At 59.1% G+C, this 17,024-nt stretch carries 18 protein-coding genes and 1 tRNA gene; 9 read left to right on the top strand and 10 right to left on the bottom strand.

Going from position 1 to position 17,024, the window contains the following annotated elements; translation table 11 throughout:
• Positions 1-61 precede the first annotated feature (61 nt).
• The 4 genes from secDF to DXT96_RS05480 all read left to right on the top strand — a co-directional run bounded on the left by secDF (position 62) and on the right by DXT96_RS05480 (position 4,474).
• Entirely contained in the window at positions 62-2,626 is a 2,565-nt protein-coding gene (gene secDF / locus DXT96_RS05495; protein WP_149897561.1) for a protein translocase subunit SecDF, read from the top strand.
• A complete protein-coding gene (locus DXT96_RS05490; RefSeq protein WP_153513755.1) occupies positions 2,626-3,018 on the top strand; it encodes an Mth938-like domain-containing protein in 393 nt (130 codons plus the stop codon). Before secDF ends, DXT96_RS05490 begins: the two co-directional genes overlap by 1 nt.
• A 22-nt stretch (positions 3,019-3,040) precedes the next feature.
• Complete coding sequence (locus DXT96_RS05485; protein WP_153513754.1) at positions 3,041-3,886, top strand: phytoene/squalene synthase family protein; 846 nt, start codon at positions 3,041-3,043, stop codon at positions 3,884-3,886.
• A 129-nt stretch (positions 3,887-4,015) separates the two neighbouring features.
• Complete coding sequence (locus DXT96_RS05480; protein WP_153513753.1) at positions 4,016-4,474, top strand: hypothetical protein; 459 nt, start codon at positions 4,016-4,018, stop codon at positions 4,472-4,474.
• A gap of 19 nt (positions 4,475-4,493) precedes the next feature.
• Here DXT96_RS05480 and DXT96_RS05475 read toward each other — a convergent pair whose 3' ends face one another.
• From DXT96_RS05475 to lipB, 3 genes are all read right to left on the bottom strand, one after another.
• Positions 4,494-5,429 carry a DMT family transporter gene (locus DXT96_RS05475; protein ID WP_194287550.1) on the bottom strand — a complete coding sequence of 312 codons (936 nt, stop codon included), beginning with the start codon at positions 5,427-5,429 and terminating at the stop codon, positions 4,494-4,496.
• 71 nt (positions 5,430-5,500) lie between these two features.
• Positions 5,501-6,568, bottom strand: a complete 1,068-nt coding sequence (locus DXT96_RS05470; protein WP_153513752.1) for an NAD(P)-dependent alcohol dehydrogenase — start codon at positions 6,566-6,568, stop codon at positions 5,501-5,503.
• A gap of 66 nt (positions 6,569-6,634) precedes the next feature.
• Positions 6,635-7,366, bottom strand: a complete 732-nt coding sequence (lipB, locus tag DXT96_RS05465) for a lipoyl(octanoyl) transferase LipB (RefSeq protein ID WP_153513751.1) — start codon at positions 7,364-7,366, stop codon at positions 6,635-6,637.
• Between the two features lie 189 nt (positions 7,367-7,555).
• On the opposite strand from lipB, the gene DXT96_RS05460 reads away from it, so the two are divergent.
• Positions 7,556-7,640 (top strand) — tRNA-Leu (locus DXT96_RS05460).
• Between the two features lie 199 nt (positions 7,641-7,839).
• Here the strand turns inward: DXT96_RS05460 and DXT96_RS05455 are convergent.
• Positions 7,840-8,001, bottom strand: coding sequence for a hypothetical protein (locus DXT96_RS05455; RefSeq protein ID WP_149897567.1), 162 nt, complete (start codon positions 7,999-8,001; stop codon positions 7,840-7,842).
• A 196-nt stretch (positions 8,002-8,197) separates the two neighbouring features.
• Between DXT96_RS05455 and DXT96_RS05450 the strand changes: the two genes are divergently transcribed.
• Positions 8,198-8,623: a PAS domain-containing protein gene (locus DXT96_RS05450; protein WP_149898122.1), complete on the top strand. Its 426-nt coding sequence runs from the start codon at positions 8,198-8,200 to the stop codon at positions 8,621-8,623.
• A 67-nt stretch (positions 8,624-8,690) separates the two neighbouring features.
• Here DXT96_RS05450 and DXT96_RS05445 read toward each other — a convergent pair whose 3' ends face one another.
• A complete protein-coding gene (locus tag DXT96_RS05445) occupies positions 8,691-8,858 on the bottom strand; it encodes a Thivi_2564 family membrane protein (protein ID WP_003495928.1) in 168 nt (55 codons plus the stop codon).
• Between the two features lie 123 nt (positions 8,859-8,981).
• On the opposite strand from DXT96_RS05445, the gene DXT96_RS05440 reads away from it, so the two are divergent.
• Positions 8,982-9,410, top strand: coding sequence for an OsmC family protein (locus DXT96_RS05440; protein WP_149897568.1), 429 nt, complete (start codon positions 8,982-8,984; stop codon positions 9,408-9,410).
• A gap of 3 nt (positions 9,411-9,413) precedes the next feature.
• Here DXT96_RS05440 and DXT96_RS05435 read toward each other — a convergent pair whose 3' ends face one another.
• From DXT96_RS05435 to DXT96_RS05425, 3 genes are read right to left on the bottom strand one after another with little or no spacing between them, the layout of a single operon-like run.
• Entirely contained in the window at positions 9,414-9,908 is a 495-nt protein-coding gene (locus DXT96_RS05435) for a peptide deformylase (RefSeq protein WP_153513749.1), read from the bottom strand.
• A gap of 17 nt (positions 9,909-9,925) precedes the next feature.
• Positions 9,926-10,228 (bottom strand): hypothetical protein, encoded by a 303-nt coding sequence (locus tag DXT96_RS05430; RefSeq protein ID WP_153513748.1) that lies wholly within the window; start codon positions 10,226-10,228, stop codon positions 9,926-9,928.
• On the bottom strand, positions 10,228-12,528 hold the full coding sequence (locus DXT96_RS05425; RefSeq protein WP_153513747.1) for an FdhF/YdeP family oxidoreductase: 2,301 nt from the start codon (positions 12,526-12,528) through the stop codon (positions 10,228-10,230). The genes DXT96_RS05430 and DXT96_RS05425 overlap by 1 nt, the downstream gene beginning before the upstream one ends.
• Before the next feature lie 362 nt (positions 12,529-12,890).
• Here DXT96_RS05425 and mgtE point away from each other — a divergent pair, with 362 nt between their 5' ends.
• Together mgtE and DXT96_RS05415 are read left to right on the top strand one after the other, a co-directional pair.
• The gene (mgtE, locus tag DXT96_RS05420) at positions 12,891-14,318 is read left to right on the top strand and encodes a magnesium transporter (protein ID WP_153513746.1); all 1,428 of its coding nucleotides are present in this window, start codon (positions 12,891-12,893) and stop codon (positions 14,316-14,318) included.
• 74 nt (positions 14,319-14,392) lie between these two features.
• Entirely contained in the window at positions 14,393-14,779 is a 387-nt protein-coding gene (locus DXT96_RS05415; RefSeq protein WP_149897573.1) for a MerR family DNA-binding transcriptional regulator, read from the top strand.
• 250 nt (positions 14,780-15,029) lie between these two features.
• On the opposite strand, the gene DXT96_RS05410 is transcribed toward DXT96_RS05415, so the two are convergent.
• Positions 15,030-15,995 (bottom strand): heparan-alpha-glucosaminide N-acetyltransferase, encoded by a 966-nt coding sequence (locus tag DXT96_RS05410; RefSeq protein WP_153513745.1) that lies wholly within the window; start codon positions 15,993-15,995, stop codon positions 15,030-15,032.
• Between the two features lie 60 nt (positions 15,996-16,055).
• On the bottom strand, positions 16,056-16,748 hold the full coding sequence (locus tag DXT96_RS05405; protein ID WP_153514204.1) for a DUF599 domain-containing protein: 693 nt from the start codon (positions 16,746-16,748) through the stop codon (positions 16,056-16,058).
• Between the last annotated feature and the right edge of the window lie 276 nt (positions 16,749-17,024).

The raw sequence follows: 17,024 nt of genomic DNA, 5'->3' as shown, positions 1-17,024 counted from the left end.
TGATTGCGAATTTTGACGGGTTGCGCTGTCCGCGCGACCCCCAACCCTGACCGAGATCGAAATGCTTCATTTTTCCCGTTGGAAAACAGTCTTCATCTGGCTGCTTGTGCTGGCAAGCGTCTTCATCGCCTCTCCCAACCTGTTTTCGGAAAAACAGCTGGAGAGCATGCCTGCCTGGTACAAGGACAACAAGGTAACGCTCGGTCTCGACCTTCAGGGCGGCTCGCACATCATGCTCAAGATCGAGCGTTCCGACATTGTCAAGGAACGGCTTGAGACGATCGTTGGCGATGTGCGCACACAGCTTCGCGACGCCAATATCAAATATTCGGGGCTGACCGGTAACGGCCAGCAGATTCAGGTTCGCATCAGCGACCCGGCCCAGCTGGAAGCCGCCAAGACGGCGCTTCGCGACCTGACGCAGCCGGTATCCGCCGGAACGCTGGTCGGCGGTTCCATCACCGAAGTGACGATGAGCGACGGCGGCGACAATCTGCTGCGGCTCAACCTCACGGATGAAGGCGTCGATTACCGCCTGTCTTCGGCCGTGGCGCAGTCCATCGAAGTCGTGCGTCGCCGCGTCGACGAAGTGGGCACCACCGAGCCGCTCATCCAGCGTCAGGGTTCCGACCGCATCATCGTGCAGGTGCCGGGTCTTCAGGATCCGCAGCGCCTGAAATCGCTTCTCAACCAGACGGCAAAGCTGTCCTTCCGCATGGTCGACACGACAATGCCGGTGCAGGAAGCCATGAACGGCCGTCCGCCCGCGACATCAGAAGTTCTTTATTCGCAGGACGATCCGCCGGTTCCTTATCTGGTGGAACGTCGCGCCCTCGTTTCCGGCGATAACCTCGTGGATTCGCAGGCCAGCTTCAACCAGCAGACCAACGAGCCGGTCGTCACCTTCCGCTTCGACAGCCGCGGCGCGCAGCGCTTTGCGCAGGCGACGCAGCAGAATGTCGGCAAGCCTTTCGCCATCGTGCTCGACAACCAGGTGATTTCCGCGCCTGTCATCCGCGAGCCGATCATCGGCGGTTCGGGGCAGATTTCCGGTAATTTCTCGGTACAGGGTGCAAACGATCTCGCGGTTCTGCTGCGTGCGGGTGCTCTGCCGGCGACGCTGACCGTGGTTGAAGAACGCACCGTCGGCCCGAGCCTTGGTAACGACTCCATCACCGCCGGCCTGACGGCAAGCGCCATCGGCGCTGTCGGCGTCCTCATCTTCATGTTCGTTTTCTACGGCTTCTTCGGCCTGCTGGCGAACATCGCGCTCATCGTCAACATCGTCATGCTGCTGGCGGTCCTCAGTGTGATCGGATCGACGCTGACCTTGCCCGGTATCGCCGGTATCGTCTTGACGATCGGCATGGCGGTGGATTCCAACGTTCTGATCTACGAGCGCATACGCGAAGAGGTGAAAAGTGGAAAACCGCTGATCCAGGCACTGGATAACGGTTTCACGCGCGCCTTTGCGACAATCGTCGACGCCAACCTGACGACGCTGATCGTGGCGAGCGTGCTGTTCTACATGGGCACCGGTCCGGTCAAGGGCTTTGCCGTCACGCTTGCGGTCGGCATCATCACCACCGTCTTCACGGCCTACACGCTGACGGCTTGGATGTTCGGCTACTGGGTGCGCCGCAGCCGTCCGAAGCATCTGCCGAAGGGTGTCCGCACCGCCATGTTCGATGGCCGTGACATTCCCTTCATGCGTTACCGTCGCGTCGTGTTCATGATCACCGGCGCGGTCATGCTCGCCTGCATCGGCGGCTTCGTCGGCAAGGGCCTGAACCTGGGCATCGATTTCCAGGGCGGCTCGGTCATCGAAGTGCGCGCCAAGCAGGGCGAGGCGGACCTTAGCGATATTCGCGAGCGTCTGAATCAGCTCAATCTCGGTGAAATCCAGGCGCAGAACTTCGGCACGCCGCAGGATGTTCTGATCCGCATTCAGGCGCAGGACGGCGGCGAAAATGCCGAGCAGTCGGCTATCACCCTGGTGCGCGGCGAGCTTGAGGACAAATACGACTTCCGCCGCGTCGAAGTCGTCGGTCCTGCGGTCTCGGGCGATCTGACCTTCACCTCCACGATTGGCATCCTGCTCGCCATGACGGGGATCATGATCTACATCTGGTTCCGCTTCGAGTGGCAGTTTGCGCTGGGCGCGGTCATCTCGATGGTGCATGACGTGGTCTTTACCATCGGCCTTTTCGTCTTCCTGGGGATAGAGTTCAACCTCACCAGTATCGCGGCCATCCTGACGATTATCGGTTATTCGCTGAACGATACCGTGGTTATCTACGACCGTATCCGCGAAAACCTCAGGCGATATAAAAAGATGCCGTTGTCGATGGTCATCGACGTGTCGCTGAACCAGACGTTGTCGCGTACCATCCTCACCGGTCTGACCGTGCTTCTGGCACTGCTGGCGCTCTATCTCTTCGGTGGCGAGGTTATCAGGTCCTTCACCTTCGCCATGCTGTTCGGTGTCGGTATCGGCGTGTTCTCCTCGCTCTATATCGCGGCACCGGTGCTGATCGCCTTCAAGCTGCGTCCCGACAACAAGGACGCGGAAGACGAGAAGGATGAAAAGCCCGGCAACGCCATTGGCGGCAAGCCTGCCGTCTGATGGTCGGCGGGATAGAAATACGCCCGGCCCATTTTCCCGGCCGGGCGCCCATCGATGCCTATGGCAATGGCGGTTTCCGTTTTGCCGACATGTCGCATCGCGGCTCGCTGCTGCTTTTGCCTTCGGGCATTCACGGATGGAGCCCCGTCGATTTTAAAGAACTGACGATCGGACATTTCGATCATGTTCTGTCGCAGGCGCAGGATATCGAGGTGCTTCTGATCGGCACCGGTGATGACATGCGTGTTTTGCCGAAGGAGTTGCGCGCGGCCTTCAAGGAAGCGGGTATTTCGGTCGATCCGATGAGCACGGGTGCTGCCGTGCGCACTTATAATATCATGCTTTCGGAATCGCGCGCCGTGGCTGCGGCGCTGATTGCCGTCGAAGGCTGACAGGACGTTTCGGGCGGGAACCATGGCACCCACAGAAAATCTCGACGTCTGCCTTGCGACGCTGCGCGACACCGATCGCGACCGCTATCTCGCCTGTCTTCTGTCGCCTGCCGATAAACGCAATTCTCTGGCGGCGCTTTACGCTTTTAATGCCGAAATCGCCCGTATCCGCGATTCCGTGCGCGAGGCGCTGCCCGGCGAAGTGCGCATGCAATGGTGGCGCGATCTGCTTGAGGGCAATGCACATGGCGATAGTCTGTCCCATCCCGTTGCTGCCGCTCTTTTGACCGCTATCGAGCAATACCGCCTGCCGCGCCCGGTGCTGGCCAATATGATCGAGGCGCGCATTTTCGATCTCTATGACGATCTGTTCGAGGATCGCAATGCGCTTGAAGGTTATGCCGGGGAAACCGCCTCGGCCCTGATCCAGCTGGCGAGCCTCGTGCTTTCGACGGAGGACGCCCCTGCGAGCGCGGAAGCGGCTGGACATGCGGGTGTGGCGCAGGCCATGGCCGGCATTCTGCTCCTGATGCCGCTGCATCGCCGCCGCGGGCAGGTCTATATTCCCGCTGACATGCTCTCGGCCGCCGGGCTGGATCGCGAGACCTTTCTCGAAGGCGACGACAGGCAACGTATCGGCATCGCCATCGAGCTGTTTGCCGCCCATGCGCTCGATCATCTTGAAAGGGCAAGACGCGCGAAGGTTCCCAGGGCCGTCTTTGCGGCCTATCTGCCTGTTGCCCTGTCCGGGCCGGTCATCCTTGCCGCCAGAAAGGCCGGGGTTGGCGTGTTCGAGGGCGAGTTGCAGCTGTCGCAGCTTCGCCGGCAGTGGGCGCTTGCAAAGGCGTCGTTCCTGAAGCGCTTCTGATTTTCCGTTCACGCCTTGTCTTCCGACAAGCCAAACTTCACACAAGCCTCGATCTCTATGAACCTGAAGCGGGTTCGCGTCGTTTCGATTCGCGAGTCGTGATGTTTCGGTGCTGAGGGAGCGTCCCCGATGAATATGGCGATCTGGATTATCGTCTTCGTGCTGCTTGCGGTCTTTGCCGTTTATGCCTGGCGCATGACGCGGGCAACGGATGAGGATAACAGCCATGATGTGGGGCAGGCGATCATGGATTTCGCCCGTGCCTTTCCCAACGAGGCAATCCGAAGCCTGCATATGACAGTTGACGGCGGGGCGGCCTTCGTGCGGCTGCACGACAACAAGGCCGGCTTCATGCGCAACATGGGCTCCCATTATGTTTGCGTGATGATCGACCCCGAGCGGATCAGGGTCGAAAGTCTGGAAAGCGGCGATGGTTTTGTCGTCACCTTTTTTGACATGCCGAAATATAGCGGCTCATACCGCTTCAAATCCGCCGGTGAAGCGGCTGAGGTTTCCCTCTGGCTGCTTGGCAGCCTTGTGGAGGCGCAGGACCATCACGATGAAGGACCGCTGCCCTCGGGCACCTGACGCGCGCCGCTTTTGACCGTCATTGCCCGTCAAGCGGCGGGGTGGCGTGGGCCTGCCTGCTTTCTCGCCAGATGATGAACAGGCCGGACGCAACGATGATGAGGATGCCGAGCCATTTCGACGGCGTCGGAAAATCCGAAAACAGCGCATAACCGAGAATGGTTGCCGAGATGATCTCGAAATACTGGAACGGCGCCAGAAGCGACAACGGCGCAAGCCTGAAAGCCCTGACGATCAGCAGGTGCATGTAGCCGGATATCGATCCCAGCAGGATGAGAAGGACAAGCGCGAAGCCGGATTGCGGGAGCGACATCGTGAAATCCTTATCGCCCAGCGCATCGCCGGCCAGAAGCACCGCACCCATGAATATCGTGCCCGCAATGCCGGACATGGTCTGCATGACGAGTGGACTGTCGGCATCGCCGATGGCGCGGTTGAGGAACAGGTAAAGCGTGTAGAGAAAAGCGCAGGCGACGGGCAGAAGCGATGTCCAGCCGAAAATTTCGAAACTCGGCTGAATGACGATCAGCGCGCCGCCGAAACCGACGACGATCGCCGTCCAGCGCTTCCAGCCGACTTTGTCACCGAGGAAGAGGGCCGACATCATCGTCAGCATGAACGGCTCGACGAAATAGATCGCAAAGACATCGGCAAGCGGCATGTATTTGACGGCGGCGAAGAACATCAGGCTGGCGGAGGCGTGCAGCACACCGCGCAGGCAGTTCATCCACGGCCGCTTGGCGCTGAACAGCGCTTTCGGTGAGACGAGAATGAGCAGGGGCAGGGTGCACAGCACCTGAAAAAAGAACCGGTAAAAGGTCACCTGCGCGGGCGACATGCCGCCGCTGACCGCCATATATTTGGCGATGGCGTCCATGATCGGCAGCACGAACATGCAACCCGCCATGATGGTCATACCCTTGGCGACGTCGCTGAAACCGGTCTGGCTGGTCATGGGCAGGCTGCGCTTTCGACCCGAAGGTCCAATGAGGAAAGGGGCGTCGTAAGATCGCCCCTTCCTAAAAGTCAGGCGGCTTGTCGGCGCGGCAGGCTCTTCATATCAATGACGAAACGATAACGCACATCGCTTTTTATCATGCGTTCATAAGCGTCATTGATCTGATCGATATCGATCATCTCGATTTCGGCGGCGATGCCCTTTTCGGCGCAGAAATTGAGCATTTCCTGCGTTTCAGGAATGCCGCCAATCATCGAGCCGGCAAAGGTCTTGCGGCCGGGGATGAGGCTGAAGGCGTGAACGGTGAGCGGCTTTTCCGGCGCGCCGACCTGTACCAGGGCGCCATCGCGTTTCAGAAGCGCGAGATAGGAATCGATGTCGTGGTCGGCGGCGACCGCGTCGATGATGAGATCGAGGCTGGAAGCGGCTTTCTTCATCTGGTCAGCGTCGCGCGAAACGATAACCTCGTGCGCGCCGAGTTTCTTAGCGTCTGCCGCCTTTCCGGGAGAGGTGGTGATCATCACCACTGTCGCGCCCATGGCATTGGCGATTTTGACGGCCATATGGCCAAGGCCACCAAGACCGACGACGCCGATGCGCTTGCCGGGGCCGGCATTCCAGTGGCGCAGCGGGGAATAGGTGGTTATGCCGGCGCAGAGCAGGGGTGCGGCGGCGGCCGGATCGAGCCCTTCGGGAATATTGAGCACATAGCGGTCATCCACCACCACATGGGCGGAATAACCACCCAGCGTATGCGCACCGCCGCCCATGGCCTTGTCAGGCGAATTATAGGTGCCGGTCATGCCGTTTTCGCAATATTGCTGCAGCCCTTCGGCGCAGCTTGCGCATTCGCGGCAGCTATCGACGATACAGCCAACGCCGACGCGGTCGCCTGTCTTGAACTTCGTGACGTCTGAACCCACCCGTCCGACGCGGCCGATGATTTCATGGCCGGGAACGCAAGGGTAGAGAGACCCCGGCCATTCGCTGCGGGCCGTGTGGATATCCGAGTGGCAGACGCCACAGAATTCAATCTCGATTTCGACATCGCGCGGACCGGGATCGCGACGTTTTATCGTCGCGAGCTTCATCGGCGAAGAACCGTCATCGCAGGCATAGGCGGACGTTGTGAACATGGTCGTTCCTCCTCTTGTGGTGATCGATGCTGCAAACGCCGGCCGGAGGCAAAGGTTGCGGTGAGATCAGCCGCCTGATCCGGCCTCGGGCACTGCCGGGCCGAAAACCTCCTCGAAGGCTTCGCGCAGCAGAACGTCGACATCGCCGATCATAACCGGCAATCCCAGATCGACAAGGCTGGTGACGCCATAGGCGCTGATACCGCAGGGAACGATGCCGGAGAAATGCCCGAGGTCGGGGTCGACGTTGATCGACAGCCCGTGGAAGCTCACCCATTTGCGCAAGCGGATGCCAAGTGCGGCGATCTTGTCCTCAGCCATGCCGCCACTCGGCAGCAACGGTTTTTCAGGCCGCCTGACCCAGACGCCGACCCGATCCTCGCGCCGCTCGCCGCGAACATTCATCTTGTCGAGCGTGCGGATGATCACGTCTTCCAGCGCCGCCACATAGGCGCGGACATCCTGTCGGCGTCGTTTCAGGTCGAGCATGACGTAAACGACCCGCTGTCCCGGACCATGATAGGTATATTCGCCGCCGCGACCAGTGGCGAAGACAGGAAAACGATCCGGCTCGATGAGATCGGCGGCATCGGCGCTGGTGCCGGCGGTGTAGAGCGGCGGATGCTCCAGAAGCCAGACGAGTTCGTCGGCCTCGCCGCTGGCAATGGCCGCAACTTCGCGCTCCATTTCCTCGATCGCCTGTCCGTAAGGGACGAGACCTTCCGAGATTCGCCAGCGAACGGGCGGCGAACCGGCGAGAGGGAACATATTTGTCTCGATATCCGTGCGTGTGAGCATGAAAAAGTCCTTTCCACAGCCTTCTCGCAAAATGGCGACAAGGCGGCAACCCCAGCATTTCCGGGCTTCCTGCGTATAGGGTGGGTCGGGGCGATTTTTAATTTCAAAAAACTGTCACGACGCTCTTGTGCACCGAAAATCCTTTTGCTACATGCACCCCCGTCGGCGCAAGTTGACATCTACCACGATGCGGTCGTGGCGGAATTGGTAGACGCGCAGCGTTGAGGTCGCTGTGGGGCAACCCGTGGAAGTTCGAGTCTTCTCGACCGCACCAAAGAAACCCGCTTCGGCGGGTTTTTTCTTTTTTAGCCAATTGGTTAGCTTCACGTCCCTGTTCAACAGGAAGGTTCGTCGGCACACATTGCGGGCACCCCGGTCGCGTAAGATTTTTTTACCCCGTCACCACAGTGCTACAATTTGGAGGCGGCAAAACATCGAATTGCCGCCGTCCGGATCGAATGAATGGGACGGTCTCAGCGCCGGTTTCGCTGTCCGTCACCGACACGGTAGGGGTCGCCATCCATGACCTGATCCATCCGCCACTCATTTCCACGATATGGGCTGTGCCAGGTCTGGCAACCGGTAAGAACGACGGTCACCGTCAGCAGTCCAAAAGTAAGAGCGGTCCGCAGCATATTCACCTCCTTCGAAATATCATCGCAAGGCTATTTAGGTGCAGGCGGGGGGCTTTGCGATGTCTCTTCAGAATTTATCGCTCCTTTGAGAACGATATCTGGATTCGATCGTTATAAATTTCGGTGGATATCGATACACGCTGCAGTAGCCAGGCGGTTACCCCTACAAAACGAGGGGTGGAATATGAGAGGTCTGGTGTTAGCTTTTGTCAGAAAAAAATGTCCGGGGGTTTTCGTGCTGGGAGACAAGACGGATTCGGACAATGTGCTCGGTTATTACATGTGGAGCATTGCCGATAACAGGCTGATCATGGATGCAGTGACTGCGGAATGCCACGGGTTTTCCGAACCGGTGGCGTCGCGTGGTGTGACGATCGAACAAGTTCTTGAAAAAATTGATGTGGAAATGCGCGATCGGGTGGCTCAGGCCATTTTCGACAGCATTACCACCGGTGAGTTCTTCGATCAGCGCTACAAGGTCAATTTGCCTGATGGTTCAGTGCGCTGGATCGTGGCGAAGGGCAGGGCGATTTTTGATGCCGACAATACGCCTTTTCTCGGTATTGGCAGCGTTCGGGATATTACGCTCAAGAAACCCTACCAGTTTGAGCCTCGCCAGTAGGTCGCGATCTTCGAACAAAAAGAGGCGGCTTTCGCCGCCTTTTTTCCGTTCGCGCGTCACCGGGACATCAGAAGACCGCGAGATATTTCAGCAGCGAAATAATACCGATGATGATGACGATGATCTGCGCGATCTGTTTTGCGCCGCCGCCGACGGGCAGGCGTGCGATGAGCCACAAGACGAGCACGATCACCAGGAAGGTGATCAGAATGCTGACGAGCGTAGATGTAACCATATGTCCCAGCTCCCTGTAAAATAAAGGTTTCAACGGTCGTTCACCGTTGTGTGAGTAAAAAGCGCCAGATAGACTTTTGTTCCATGCATTCAGTTGCACGCGATTAAATTAGGATTTGTTTGAATGGCCGATGGCGCGAAAGTGAGATCGAGACCGGTTGGCGCCACCGCCAAACTCGGGCGGCTTGGTCGCCCGGTTATTTCGACGGTAACCGGCGGTGCGCTGGAGATCGTCACCGGTGTCTCTGAACCGGGATTCAACCCGATCGATCTCCTTTACTCCTCACTTGCCGCCTGTTTGGCGCTCAGCGCCCGAATCGCAGCAAGCCATATGGGGTTGCTTGATCGTTTCGAGGGTGTTGTCGTAGAGGTCTCGGGTAAAAAATCCGCCGGGGAGCCCTATCGTATCATCCGTTTCGATATCAAGATTGCGTTTGCCGGGGATTTCGACGATGCGACCCGCGATGCGCTCGCCCATGCGGCGGAGAATATCTGCACCGTTAGCAACACATTGAAGGGTGACGCTGAGTTCGTGCTGTCGATTGCTGGCTGATCCTCAGGGCTTGCGGGACTTATCCCATTTTTTCACCAGCCGGTCGCGCTTCAGCTTCGAAAGACGCTTCAGCCAGAAAATGCCGTCCAGCTGGTCGATTTCGTGCTGGATGCAGATGGCGTGAAATCCCTCGGCGGTCTGCTGGTGTTCGATCCCCGATATATCCTGAAACCTCACCTCGATCTCGGACGGCCGCTCCACCTCGTCGGTAAAACCCGGCATCGAGACGCTGCCCTCCACATGCCGCATCGTTTGCGCGGATTGGCTGAGAATCTCGGGGTTGATGTAGGTCAGGACGGTTCCCGGCGTCAGTTCCAGCACAAAAACACGTTGTTTTACGCCGATGTGAGCGGCGGTGATGCCGACGCCGGGCGCGGCCAGCATGGTGTCGATCAGGTCCGTGACCAGATCTCGCAGATGGTCGTCAAAGACAGTGACCGGCGCGCAGATTTCGGACAGGCCGGCATGGGGATAGGGCAGGATCGACCTGATTGCCAAGGAATGCTCCGTTTGTTTCAAATCCGGGAGGAGGACGCGGCGAGTGCCTGTCCTTCCGCCGTCGCCTCCAGAAAGCTGCGCTGGGTGCGAGCATCGCGTCTCGCCACCCGCAGGAAGCGGGGTGACAGGGCAGTGATTTCGCGCAGAACCAGCGCATGCGCAAGCCCAAGCCGGTTGGCGATGCTGCGGCTGTCGGTGGCTATTTCAAGATGAATCGCCAGCAGGATCGCCGCACCTGTGGCCGTCAGCGCCTGCGAAGACCCTTGTTGCATCTGCTCAACCATCGCCATGAAGGAGGCTGCGGATTTCTCATCATTCATCAGGAGGCATCGGCGAGCAGGCGCACGGAGACCAGCACGGATTTCGACGTGGGGGTGAAGCTTTCTTCGCCATAACTCGACAGCGGCACCAGCACGTTCAGTTCCGGATAGTAACCGCCGACGCTGCCGCGCGGGATATTATAGGGAACCAGCCGGAAATTTTTCGCGATGCGTTCCACGCCGTCGCCATATTCGCCGATGACATCGACACGTTGGCGGGAATGGGCACCGAGCGTCTCCATGTCCGCAGGGTTCATGAAGATGACGTTTCGCTCGCCATAGACGCCGCGATAGCGGTCATCCATGCCATAGATCGTCGTATTGTACTGATCGTGGCTGCGGAAGGTCTGCAGCACGAAGAGGTCGTCGCGCGTCAGCGCCTGCTGGTGTTCGGTCTGTTCGGGTAGTGGGCCGCTATAGAATGTGGCCTTTTTCGCCGGCGTGTTCCATTCCCGTTCGGATGCGGCGTTGCGCAGATGAAAACCGCGCGGCGCACGGACGCGTTCGTTGAAATTGTCGAAACCGGGAATGACCCGCTCGATCATGTCGCGGATAAGATCGTAGTCATGGGCGAGCGCTTTCCAGTTTACCTGGGCATCGCCGAGCGTCGCGTGTGCAATGCCGGCGACGATGGCGACTTCCGAGCGCAATTCGTCTGACGCGGGCGGGTTGATGCCGCCGGAACCATGGACCATGCTCATGGAATCTTCGACCGTGACAATCTGCGACCGGCCCGCCGAATTGCGGTCGATTTCCGTTCGCCCGAGACAGGGCAACACGAAGGAGGTTTCGCCCGGCACCAGATGCGAATGGTTGAGCTTGGTGGCAATGTTGACGGTTAGCTTCTGCTTCTCGAACGCCTTGACGATCAGCGGGCTGTCGGGCGTCGCGCGCATGAAGTTGCCGCCGAGCGCGATGAAGGTCTGAGCCTCGCCATCCAGCATGGCAGCCACCGCCTCGACGGTGTTGTGGCCGGGCTTGCGCGGCATGGGAACGCCGAGTTCCTTTTCCAGTGCATCGAGAAGGGCGGGCGGGGCTTTTTCATCGATGCCGACGGTGCGGTCACCCTGCACGTTGGAATGGCCGCGCACCGGGCAAAGGCCGGCGCCGGGCCGGCCGATATTGCCGCGCAGCAGCATGAAATTGGTGATTTCGCGCACGATGATGACGGAGTGCCGGTGCTGGGTGACCCCCATGGCCCATGTGGCGATGACGGAACCGGCATTCATGTAGATGCCGGCGGCTTCCTCGATTTCCGCACGGGTGAGGCCCGACTGGTCGAGGATGCTTTCCCAGCTCGTCGCTTCGACAGCGGCGCGATAGGCCTCGAATTCGACGGCATGTTCGGCGAGGAAGTCGTAGTCGATGATGGCGGGCTCGCCCGCCGCCCTTGCGGCGTCATCGGCGGCGAAGACCGCCTTGCTCATGCCACGCACCGCCGCCATGTCGCCGCCCTGTCGCGGCTGGTAATAATTGGTGGCGATCCTGGTGCTGCTGCCGGTGATCATCTCGATCTTGTCCTGCGGATCGGCGAAGCGCTCCAGACCCTTTTCGCGGATGGGATTGAGGACGGCGATCCTTGCGCCGCGAAGGGCTGCCCGGCGCAGATCGCCCAGCATGCGGGGATGGTTGGTGCCGGGGTTCTGCCCGATGACGAAGATCGCATCCGTCTGTTCGAAATCCTCGAGCAGCACCGTTCCCTTGCCGACGCCGATCGAGGCTTTCAGGCCGACGCCGCTGGCCTCGTGGCACATGTTGGAACAGTCGGGGAAGTTGTTGGTGCCGAAAATCCGGACCATTAATTGATAAATGAAGGCGGCCTCGTTTGAGGCACGGCCGGATGTGTAGAATTCCGCCCGGTTCGGACTGTCGAGGCTGTTCAGAATCCGGCCGATTTCGGCAAAGGCGTCGTCCCACGAGACCGGCAGATATTTGTCGGTCGCCCGGTCGTAACGCATCGGATGCGTCAGCCGACCCTGTTTTTCCAGCTCGTAGTCGGACCAGCCGCGCAGTTCGGAGACGGTGCGGGTGGCGAAGAAATCCGGCGGTACGCGGGCTTCCGTCGCTTCCCATGCGACCGCCTTGACGCCGTTTTCGCAGAATTCGAAGGAAGAGCCATGTTCGGGGTCGCCCCATGCGCAGCCCGGGCAATCGAAGCCATCAGGCTGGTTCGCTTTCAGCAGCGCACGCGCGCCGGAAATCGGCGCACCGGATTCCATAAGCCGCTTGCCCACGCTTTTCAGCGCGCCCCAGCCGCCTGCAGCCGAGGAGGCCTTGCCGATGAAATCCGTCTTGCTCATTGCTGTGTTTTTCCTGAAATCTACGTGCTTGGCCATGTGGTGAACAAGGCCGATCATATGTAAAAAAGCTTCTTCAGAATCGCCTTTAGGCGACATATGTCAATCTTTAACTTGCCGTTTTCTACGGAACAGTCGGGCGTTGCGGGGCGTTGTGCCAGGTGCGACGCCGAACCGGCAGGACGCGTTAACGCGGGTGCGATATTCGTGAATTATAGTCTCACGAAAGCGCGGTTCATGACATTTTCGTCGCAGTCGCGAGGCTTGTTGTTTTCCGGCTATCCGGTTGTTGACAATATGCTTTTTAACGCCATTCTGCCTGCGCATTCGTGCACTGCGGCATTTCGAAAACAGGGGGACGCCAGATGACAGACCGTGACGACGATCTTGCCGCTCCCGAAGAGTTGAAGCCGAAAGAGGCACTTTCCGATATCTATGCCGAGGACGGCTCCGTCCGTTCGGATTTTCTGGCGATGGTGGGCGCGGCGATCGCCGACCGCGACCTGCTGTTCCTGCGAAAGAATGTAGCGCGGCTGCATGAGTCCGAACTCGGCGACGTGCTGGAATCCATCCTGCCGGAACAGCGCCACGCACTCGTGCGGCTTCTCGGTTCCGATTTCGACATGACGGCGCTGACCGAGGTGGATGAGGGGATCCGCCTCGATATCGTCGACCAGATGTCGAACGAGCAGATCGCCGCCGGTATCGGCGAACTGGATTCGGATGACGCCGTCTATATTCTCGAAGATCTCGATGACGACGACCGCGAGGACATTCTCTCGCAGCTGCCGTTTACCGAACGCGTGCGGCTTATGCGGGCGCTGGACTATCCGGAAAGCTCGGCCGGCCGGCGCATGCAGACGGAATTCGTCGCCGTGCCGCCTTTCTGGACCGTCGGCCAGACCATCGATTATCTGCGCGAGGAGGAGGAGCTACCGGAATCTTTCTCGCAAATCTTCGTCATCGATCCCACCTTCAAGCTGGTCGGCGCGCTCGATCTTGACAGGGTGCTGCGCGCCAAGCGGCAGGTGAAGATCGAAACGATCATGCACGACACCAACCACTCCATTCCGGCCGAAATGGACCAGGAAGAGGCGGCGCAGCTTTTCGAACAATATGACCTTTTGTCCGCCGCCGTGGTCGACAATAACGGCCGGCTCGTTGGCGTGCTCACCATCGACGACGTGGTCGACGTCATTCAGGAAGAGGCTGAAGAGGATTTGCTGCGCCTCGGCGGCGTTGGTGATGAAGAACTGTCGGATAGTATCGTCAGCACCTCGCGCTCGCGCGTGCCGTGGCTTGCCGTCAACCTCCTTACCGCCTTTTTGTCCGCCTCCGTCATCAGCCTGTTCGATGCAACGATCCAGCAGATCATCGCCCTTGCGATCCTGATGCCGACCGTCGCCGGCATGGGCGGCAATGCCGGATCACAGACCATGACGGTGTCGGTGCGGGCGCTCGCCACCAAAAGCCTCGATATTCATAACGCTGCCCGCATCATCCGGCGTGAGGCGGGGGTGGGCATCCTGAACGGCATGTTGTTCGGCTGCGCCATTGGCATCGTCGCCGGCGTGTGGTTTCAGGATGTGCATATTGGCGGCATCATCGCCACGGCCATGTGTCTCAACATGCTGGCGGCTGCACTGGCCGGTATTCTCATTCCGCTGGTTCTCGACAAGTTCGGGGCTGATCCCGCAGTCTCCTCGGCGGTCTTCGTGACGGCGGTGACCGATATTGTCGGCTTTTTCAGCTTTCTCGGCATCGCGACCTGGTGGTATGGAGTTTCCGGCTAGGAGAGGGCTGCGGGCAAAATTGACTTTTACGTGAAGGTCAAATAATATCATCCGGTTATGAATCGGATAGGCCCTTGGACAAGTATTATAGCATAACCGAACTGACACGCGAATTCGGTGTTTCCACCCGCACCTTGAGATTTTACGAGGATGAGGGCCTCATTCACCCTGAGCGTCGTGGCCGTACACGGCTTTTCAGGTCTGCTGACCGACGTCTTATCCAGGAAATCCTGCGCGGCCGCCGTATCGGTTTCACGATCGCCGAAATTCGCGAGATCATTCACGTCTACAAGGAGCCGCCGGGCGAATCGGGGCAGCTTATTCTGCTGATGAAGAAGGTCGATGAAAAGCGCGCCGATCTCAGACAAAAGCGCAAGGACATCGAGGAGACGCTGGCGGAACTCGACAATGTCGAAGAGGCCTGTCTCACGCGGCTCGCCGAAATCGGCGTCGGGACTTGAGCATAGCTCGATAGTTGCTGTGCGCCCGTTTCACTTAGAGCCGGGAATGGGGCTGACGCGTCTCAACCTCTCCAAATCGTCGGGGTGCATCTGGATAGGCGGTCACCGCTTGTTTCTTCTCCCCGCCGGGGAGAAGTCCGCGGCAGCGGGATGAGGGGGCTTGCTCTCCGAAATCCGGCGACGTTACCCCCTCATCCGACCCTTCGGGCCACCTTCTCCCCGGCGGGGAGAAGAAACAAGCGGCAAGCGTTTACTGCGCCTCAACCGTGCATTGCTGTGCCAATTCGCTGACCTTCGTCTGCTGATCGGCACTGAGCTTGCCTTCCATCATGATGTCAAACAGGCTTTCCGCCTGCAGTTTCTCCAGCGTGCAGCCGCAGAAACGCTGGCACAGTTCCACCCCGTTCGCCTGTTCGACGCAACTTTTCTCACAGCTTGATTTGTAGAGCTCCACCTGATCGACGGGAGGAGGCGGAGCGACGAGCGACAGGACGTAGACGAGGCCGATCAGTGCCGGCTGGTGTATGAGGTAAAAGGCAAGGCTGTGACGGCCGGCGCTGGCGACCAGGTTGCGCGGTGAGCTGGGGTTGCGAAAACGATCCAGCCAGTTGCGGGGAGTGACGAATTGCGAAACGCCAAGTCCGGCAAGGAAGGGTGCCAGCCAGGGTAGCAGCGGCACATAGTCGTTGGAGCGGGGCGGCATGGTGGCAAAGCCGATCCAGGCCAGCCATTTTGTATTGAACAGGTCGGATTGCAGATATTGCGGCAACGCGAAGGCGACGACGGCGAAAAGCAGTGTCACGACCGCGGGGGCACGCAGGAAAAGCAGCCCGACGAGGCTTGCGGCGGCGATATTATGCAGGATGCCGAAGAAGATAAAGCTGTCGGGAAAGGCGAAATAGGTGGCGGCGGTAATCAACAGCGCTGAGCCTGCCACCATGGCGAACCGTTTGCCGAAGGACGGCCAGTTCAGGCTTTTGCCATGGGCGAGAAACAGGCTGAAACCGGCCAGAAACAGGAATGAGGAGGCGATGCCACGCGCATAGAGTTTCCAGAGACCCGTGGTTGCAGTGCCGGGTTCGAGATAACCGAAATATTCCAGATTCCACGTGAAGTGATAGGACGCCATGGCGATGAGCGCCAGTCCGCGCAGGGTATCGAGACCGCCTATGCGGCCCCTGCGGCTTGTTTCGGTGACGGCTGCGTTTGTGTCCATGTTTTCCGCTTTTCACGAGACCGGTATTCATTCGGGCTTGGCCCTTGAAGTGCGGCTATTTCAAGGCCTGTCATCTTCCATGATGGCGCGACGAGCCTCGGAAAAGAACTGGCGGCGCAGCAATGCCACGATGATGATGACGGTGCTGGCGATGAAGACATAGGGGCTGATGAACCAGCCGAGATAACCGATGGACAGAAAGATCGTCCGCAGGCCGTCATTGAAATTCTTAGCAGCGATGATGTTCATCTTTATGACGTTTTCGGCGGCACGCTCGGCCGCTTCGCGGTCGGCGCCGGCATCATGGACCATGGGAATGGCGCCGAACAGGATCGTGCAATAGTTGAACAGGCGGTAGGACCAGCCGAATTTGAAAAAGGAATAACCGAACAGACAGGTCAGCCCGATGACTTTCAGCTCGAAGGCCGTGCGCCCGGAATAATGCACGAAAGGCATGTCACGAAACACCGATTCGACCTGTTCCGTCGCGCCCAGCAGAGCGAAACAGCCGCCGATGGCGAAGATGGAGGTGGAGGCGAAGAAGGCCGTGCCGTTCTGCAAACCGGCCATGATCTGCGTGTCGATCATCTTCAGATCGCGCTTCAGCGAATTCATGATCCAGTCGCGCCGGCGCCCGGCCATGGCCTGGTTGAGGCTGGCGCGCGAAAACAGCCGCGATCCCGTCGTGATATAGGTATAGGCAGCCCACAGCACGACGAAAACGACGATCGATATGTAGTCCATGATGGTCATCACGGGCAGGCCACCTTGCTGTTTGCGAATCTTCGAAAGCATATTGATTTGAAGGCCATGGCAAGGCAATGGCGACGACCTCCGTGAGCAAATATTCTCACCGCGCGTTGCCGTGTCGCCATTTCGTTTTCTGCTAACGTTCCGGTAACCATGTGGCTTTATCAATCGCTCTCGCGGACGACAGGTCTGCCGGTTCCGGGTCAGGTTTTGCGTACCGGTTCCGCCTGATATCCCGATACCATCTCCGGCAGATTGACAGGATGGCCGTTCGCACCT

Origin of the sequence: Agrobacterium sp. ICMP 6402 (genome assembly GCF_009498615.1) — a bacterium.
GTDB classification, from domain to species: domain Bacteria; phylum Pseudomonadota; class Alphaproteobacteria; order Rhizobiales; family Rhizobiaceae; genus Agrobacterium; species Agrobacterium burrii.
The sequence above is the reverse complement of the archived record's forward strand: the minus strand, read 5'-3'. Positions and strand labels throughout refer to the sequence as shown.

Bases quoted from the DNA above. Each gene is read 5' to 3' on its own strand.
- DXT96_RS05485 (WP_153513754.1), top strand. From the start codon at position 3,041: ATGGCACCCACAGAAAATCTCGACGTCTGCCTTGCGACGCTGCGCGAC.
- DXT96_RS05470 (WP_153513752.1), bottom strand. From the start codon at position 6,568: ATGTTCACAACGTCCGCCTATGCCTGCGATGACGGTTCTTCGCCGATG.
- DXT96_RS05425 (WP_153513747.1), bottom strand. From the start codon at position 12,528: ATGAGCAAGACGGATTTCATCGGCAAGGCCTCCTCGGCTGCAGGCGGC.
- DXT96_RS05480 (WP_153513753.1), top strand. From the start codon at position 4,016: ATGAATATGGCGATCTGGATTATCGTCTTCGTGCTGCTTGCGGTCTTT.
- lipB (WP_153513751.1), bottom strand. From the start codon at position 7,366: ATGCTCACACGCACGGATATCGAGACAAATATGTTCCCTCTCGCCGGT.
- DXT96_RS05445 (WP_003495928.1), bottom strand. From the start codon at position 8,858: ATGGTTACATCTACGCTCGTCAGCATTCTGATCACCTTCCTGGTGATC.
- DXT96_RS05475 (WP_194287550.1), bottom strand. From the start codon at position 5,429: ATGACCAGCCAGACCGGTTTCAGCGACGTCGCCAAGGGTATGACCATC.
- DXT96_RS05410 (WP_153513745.1), bottom strand. From the start codon at position 15,995: ATGGACACAAACGCAGCCGTCACCGAAACAAGCCGCAGGGGCCGCATA.
- DXT96_RS05405 (WP_153514204.1), bottom strand. From the start codon at position 16,748: ATGACCATCATGGACTACATATCGATCGTCGTTTTCGTCGTGCTGTGG.
- DXT96_RS05440 (WP_149897568.1), top strand. From the start codon at position 8,982: ATGGCCGATGGCGCGAAAGTGAGATCGAGACCGGTTGGCGCCACCGCC.
- mgtE (WP_153513746.1), top strand. From the start codon at position 12,891: ATGACAGACCGTGACGACGATCTTGCCGCTCCCGAAGAGTTGAAGCCG.
- DXT96_RS05455 (WP_149897567.1), bottom strand. From the start codon at position 8,001: ATGCTGCGGACCGCTCTTACTTTTGGACTGCTGACGGTGACCGTCGTT.
- DXT96_RS05430 (WP_153513748.1), bottom strand. From the start codon at position 10,228: ATGAATGATGAGAAATCCGCAGCCTCCTTCATGGCGATGGTTGAGCAG.
- DXT96_RS05490 (WP_153513755.1), top strand. From the start codon at position 2,626: ATGGTCGGCGGGATAGAAATACGCCCGGCCCATTTTCCCGGCCGGGCG.
- secDF (WP_149897561.1), top strand. From the start codon at position 62: ATGCTTCATTTTTCCCGTTGGAAAACAGTCTTCATCTGGCTGCTTGTG.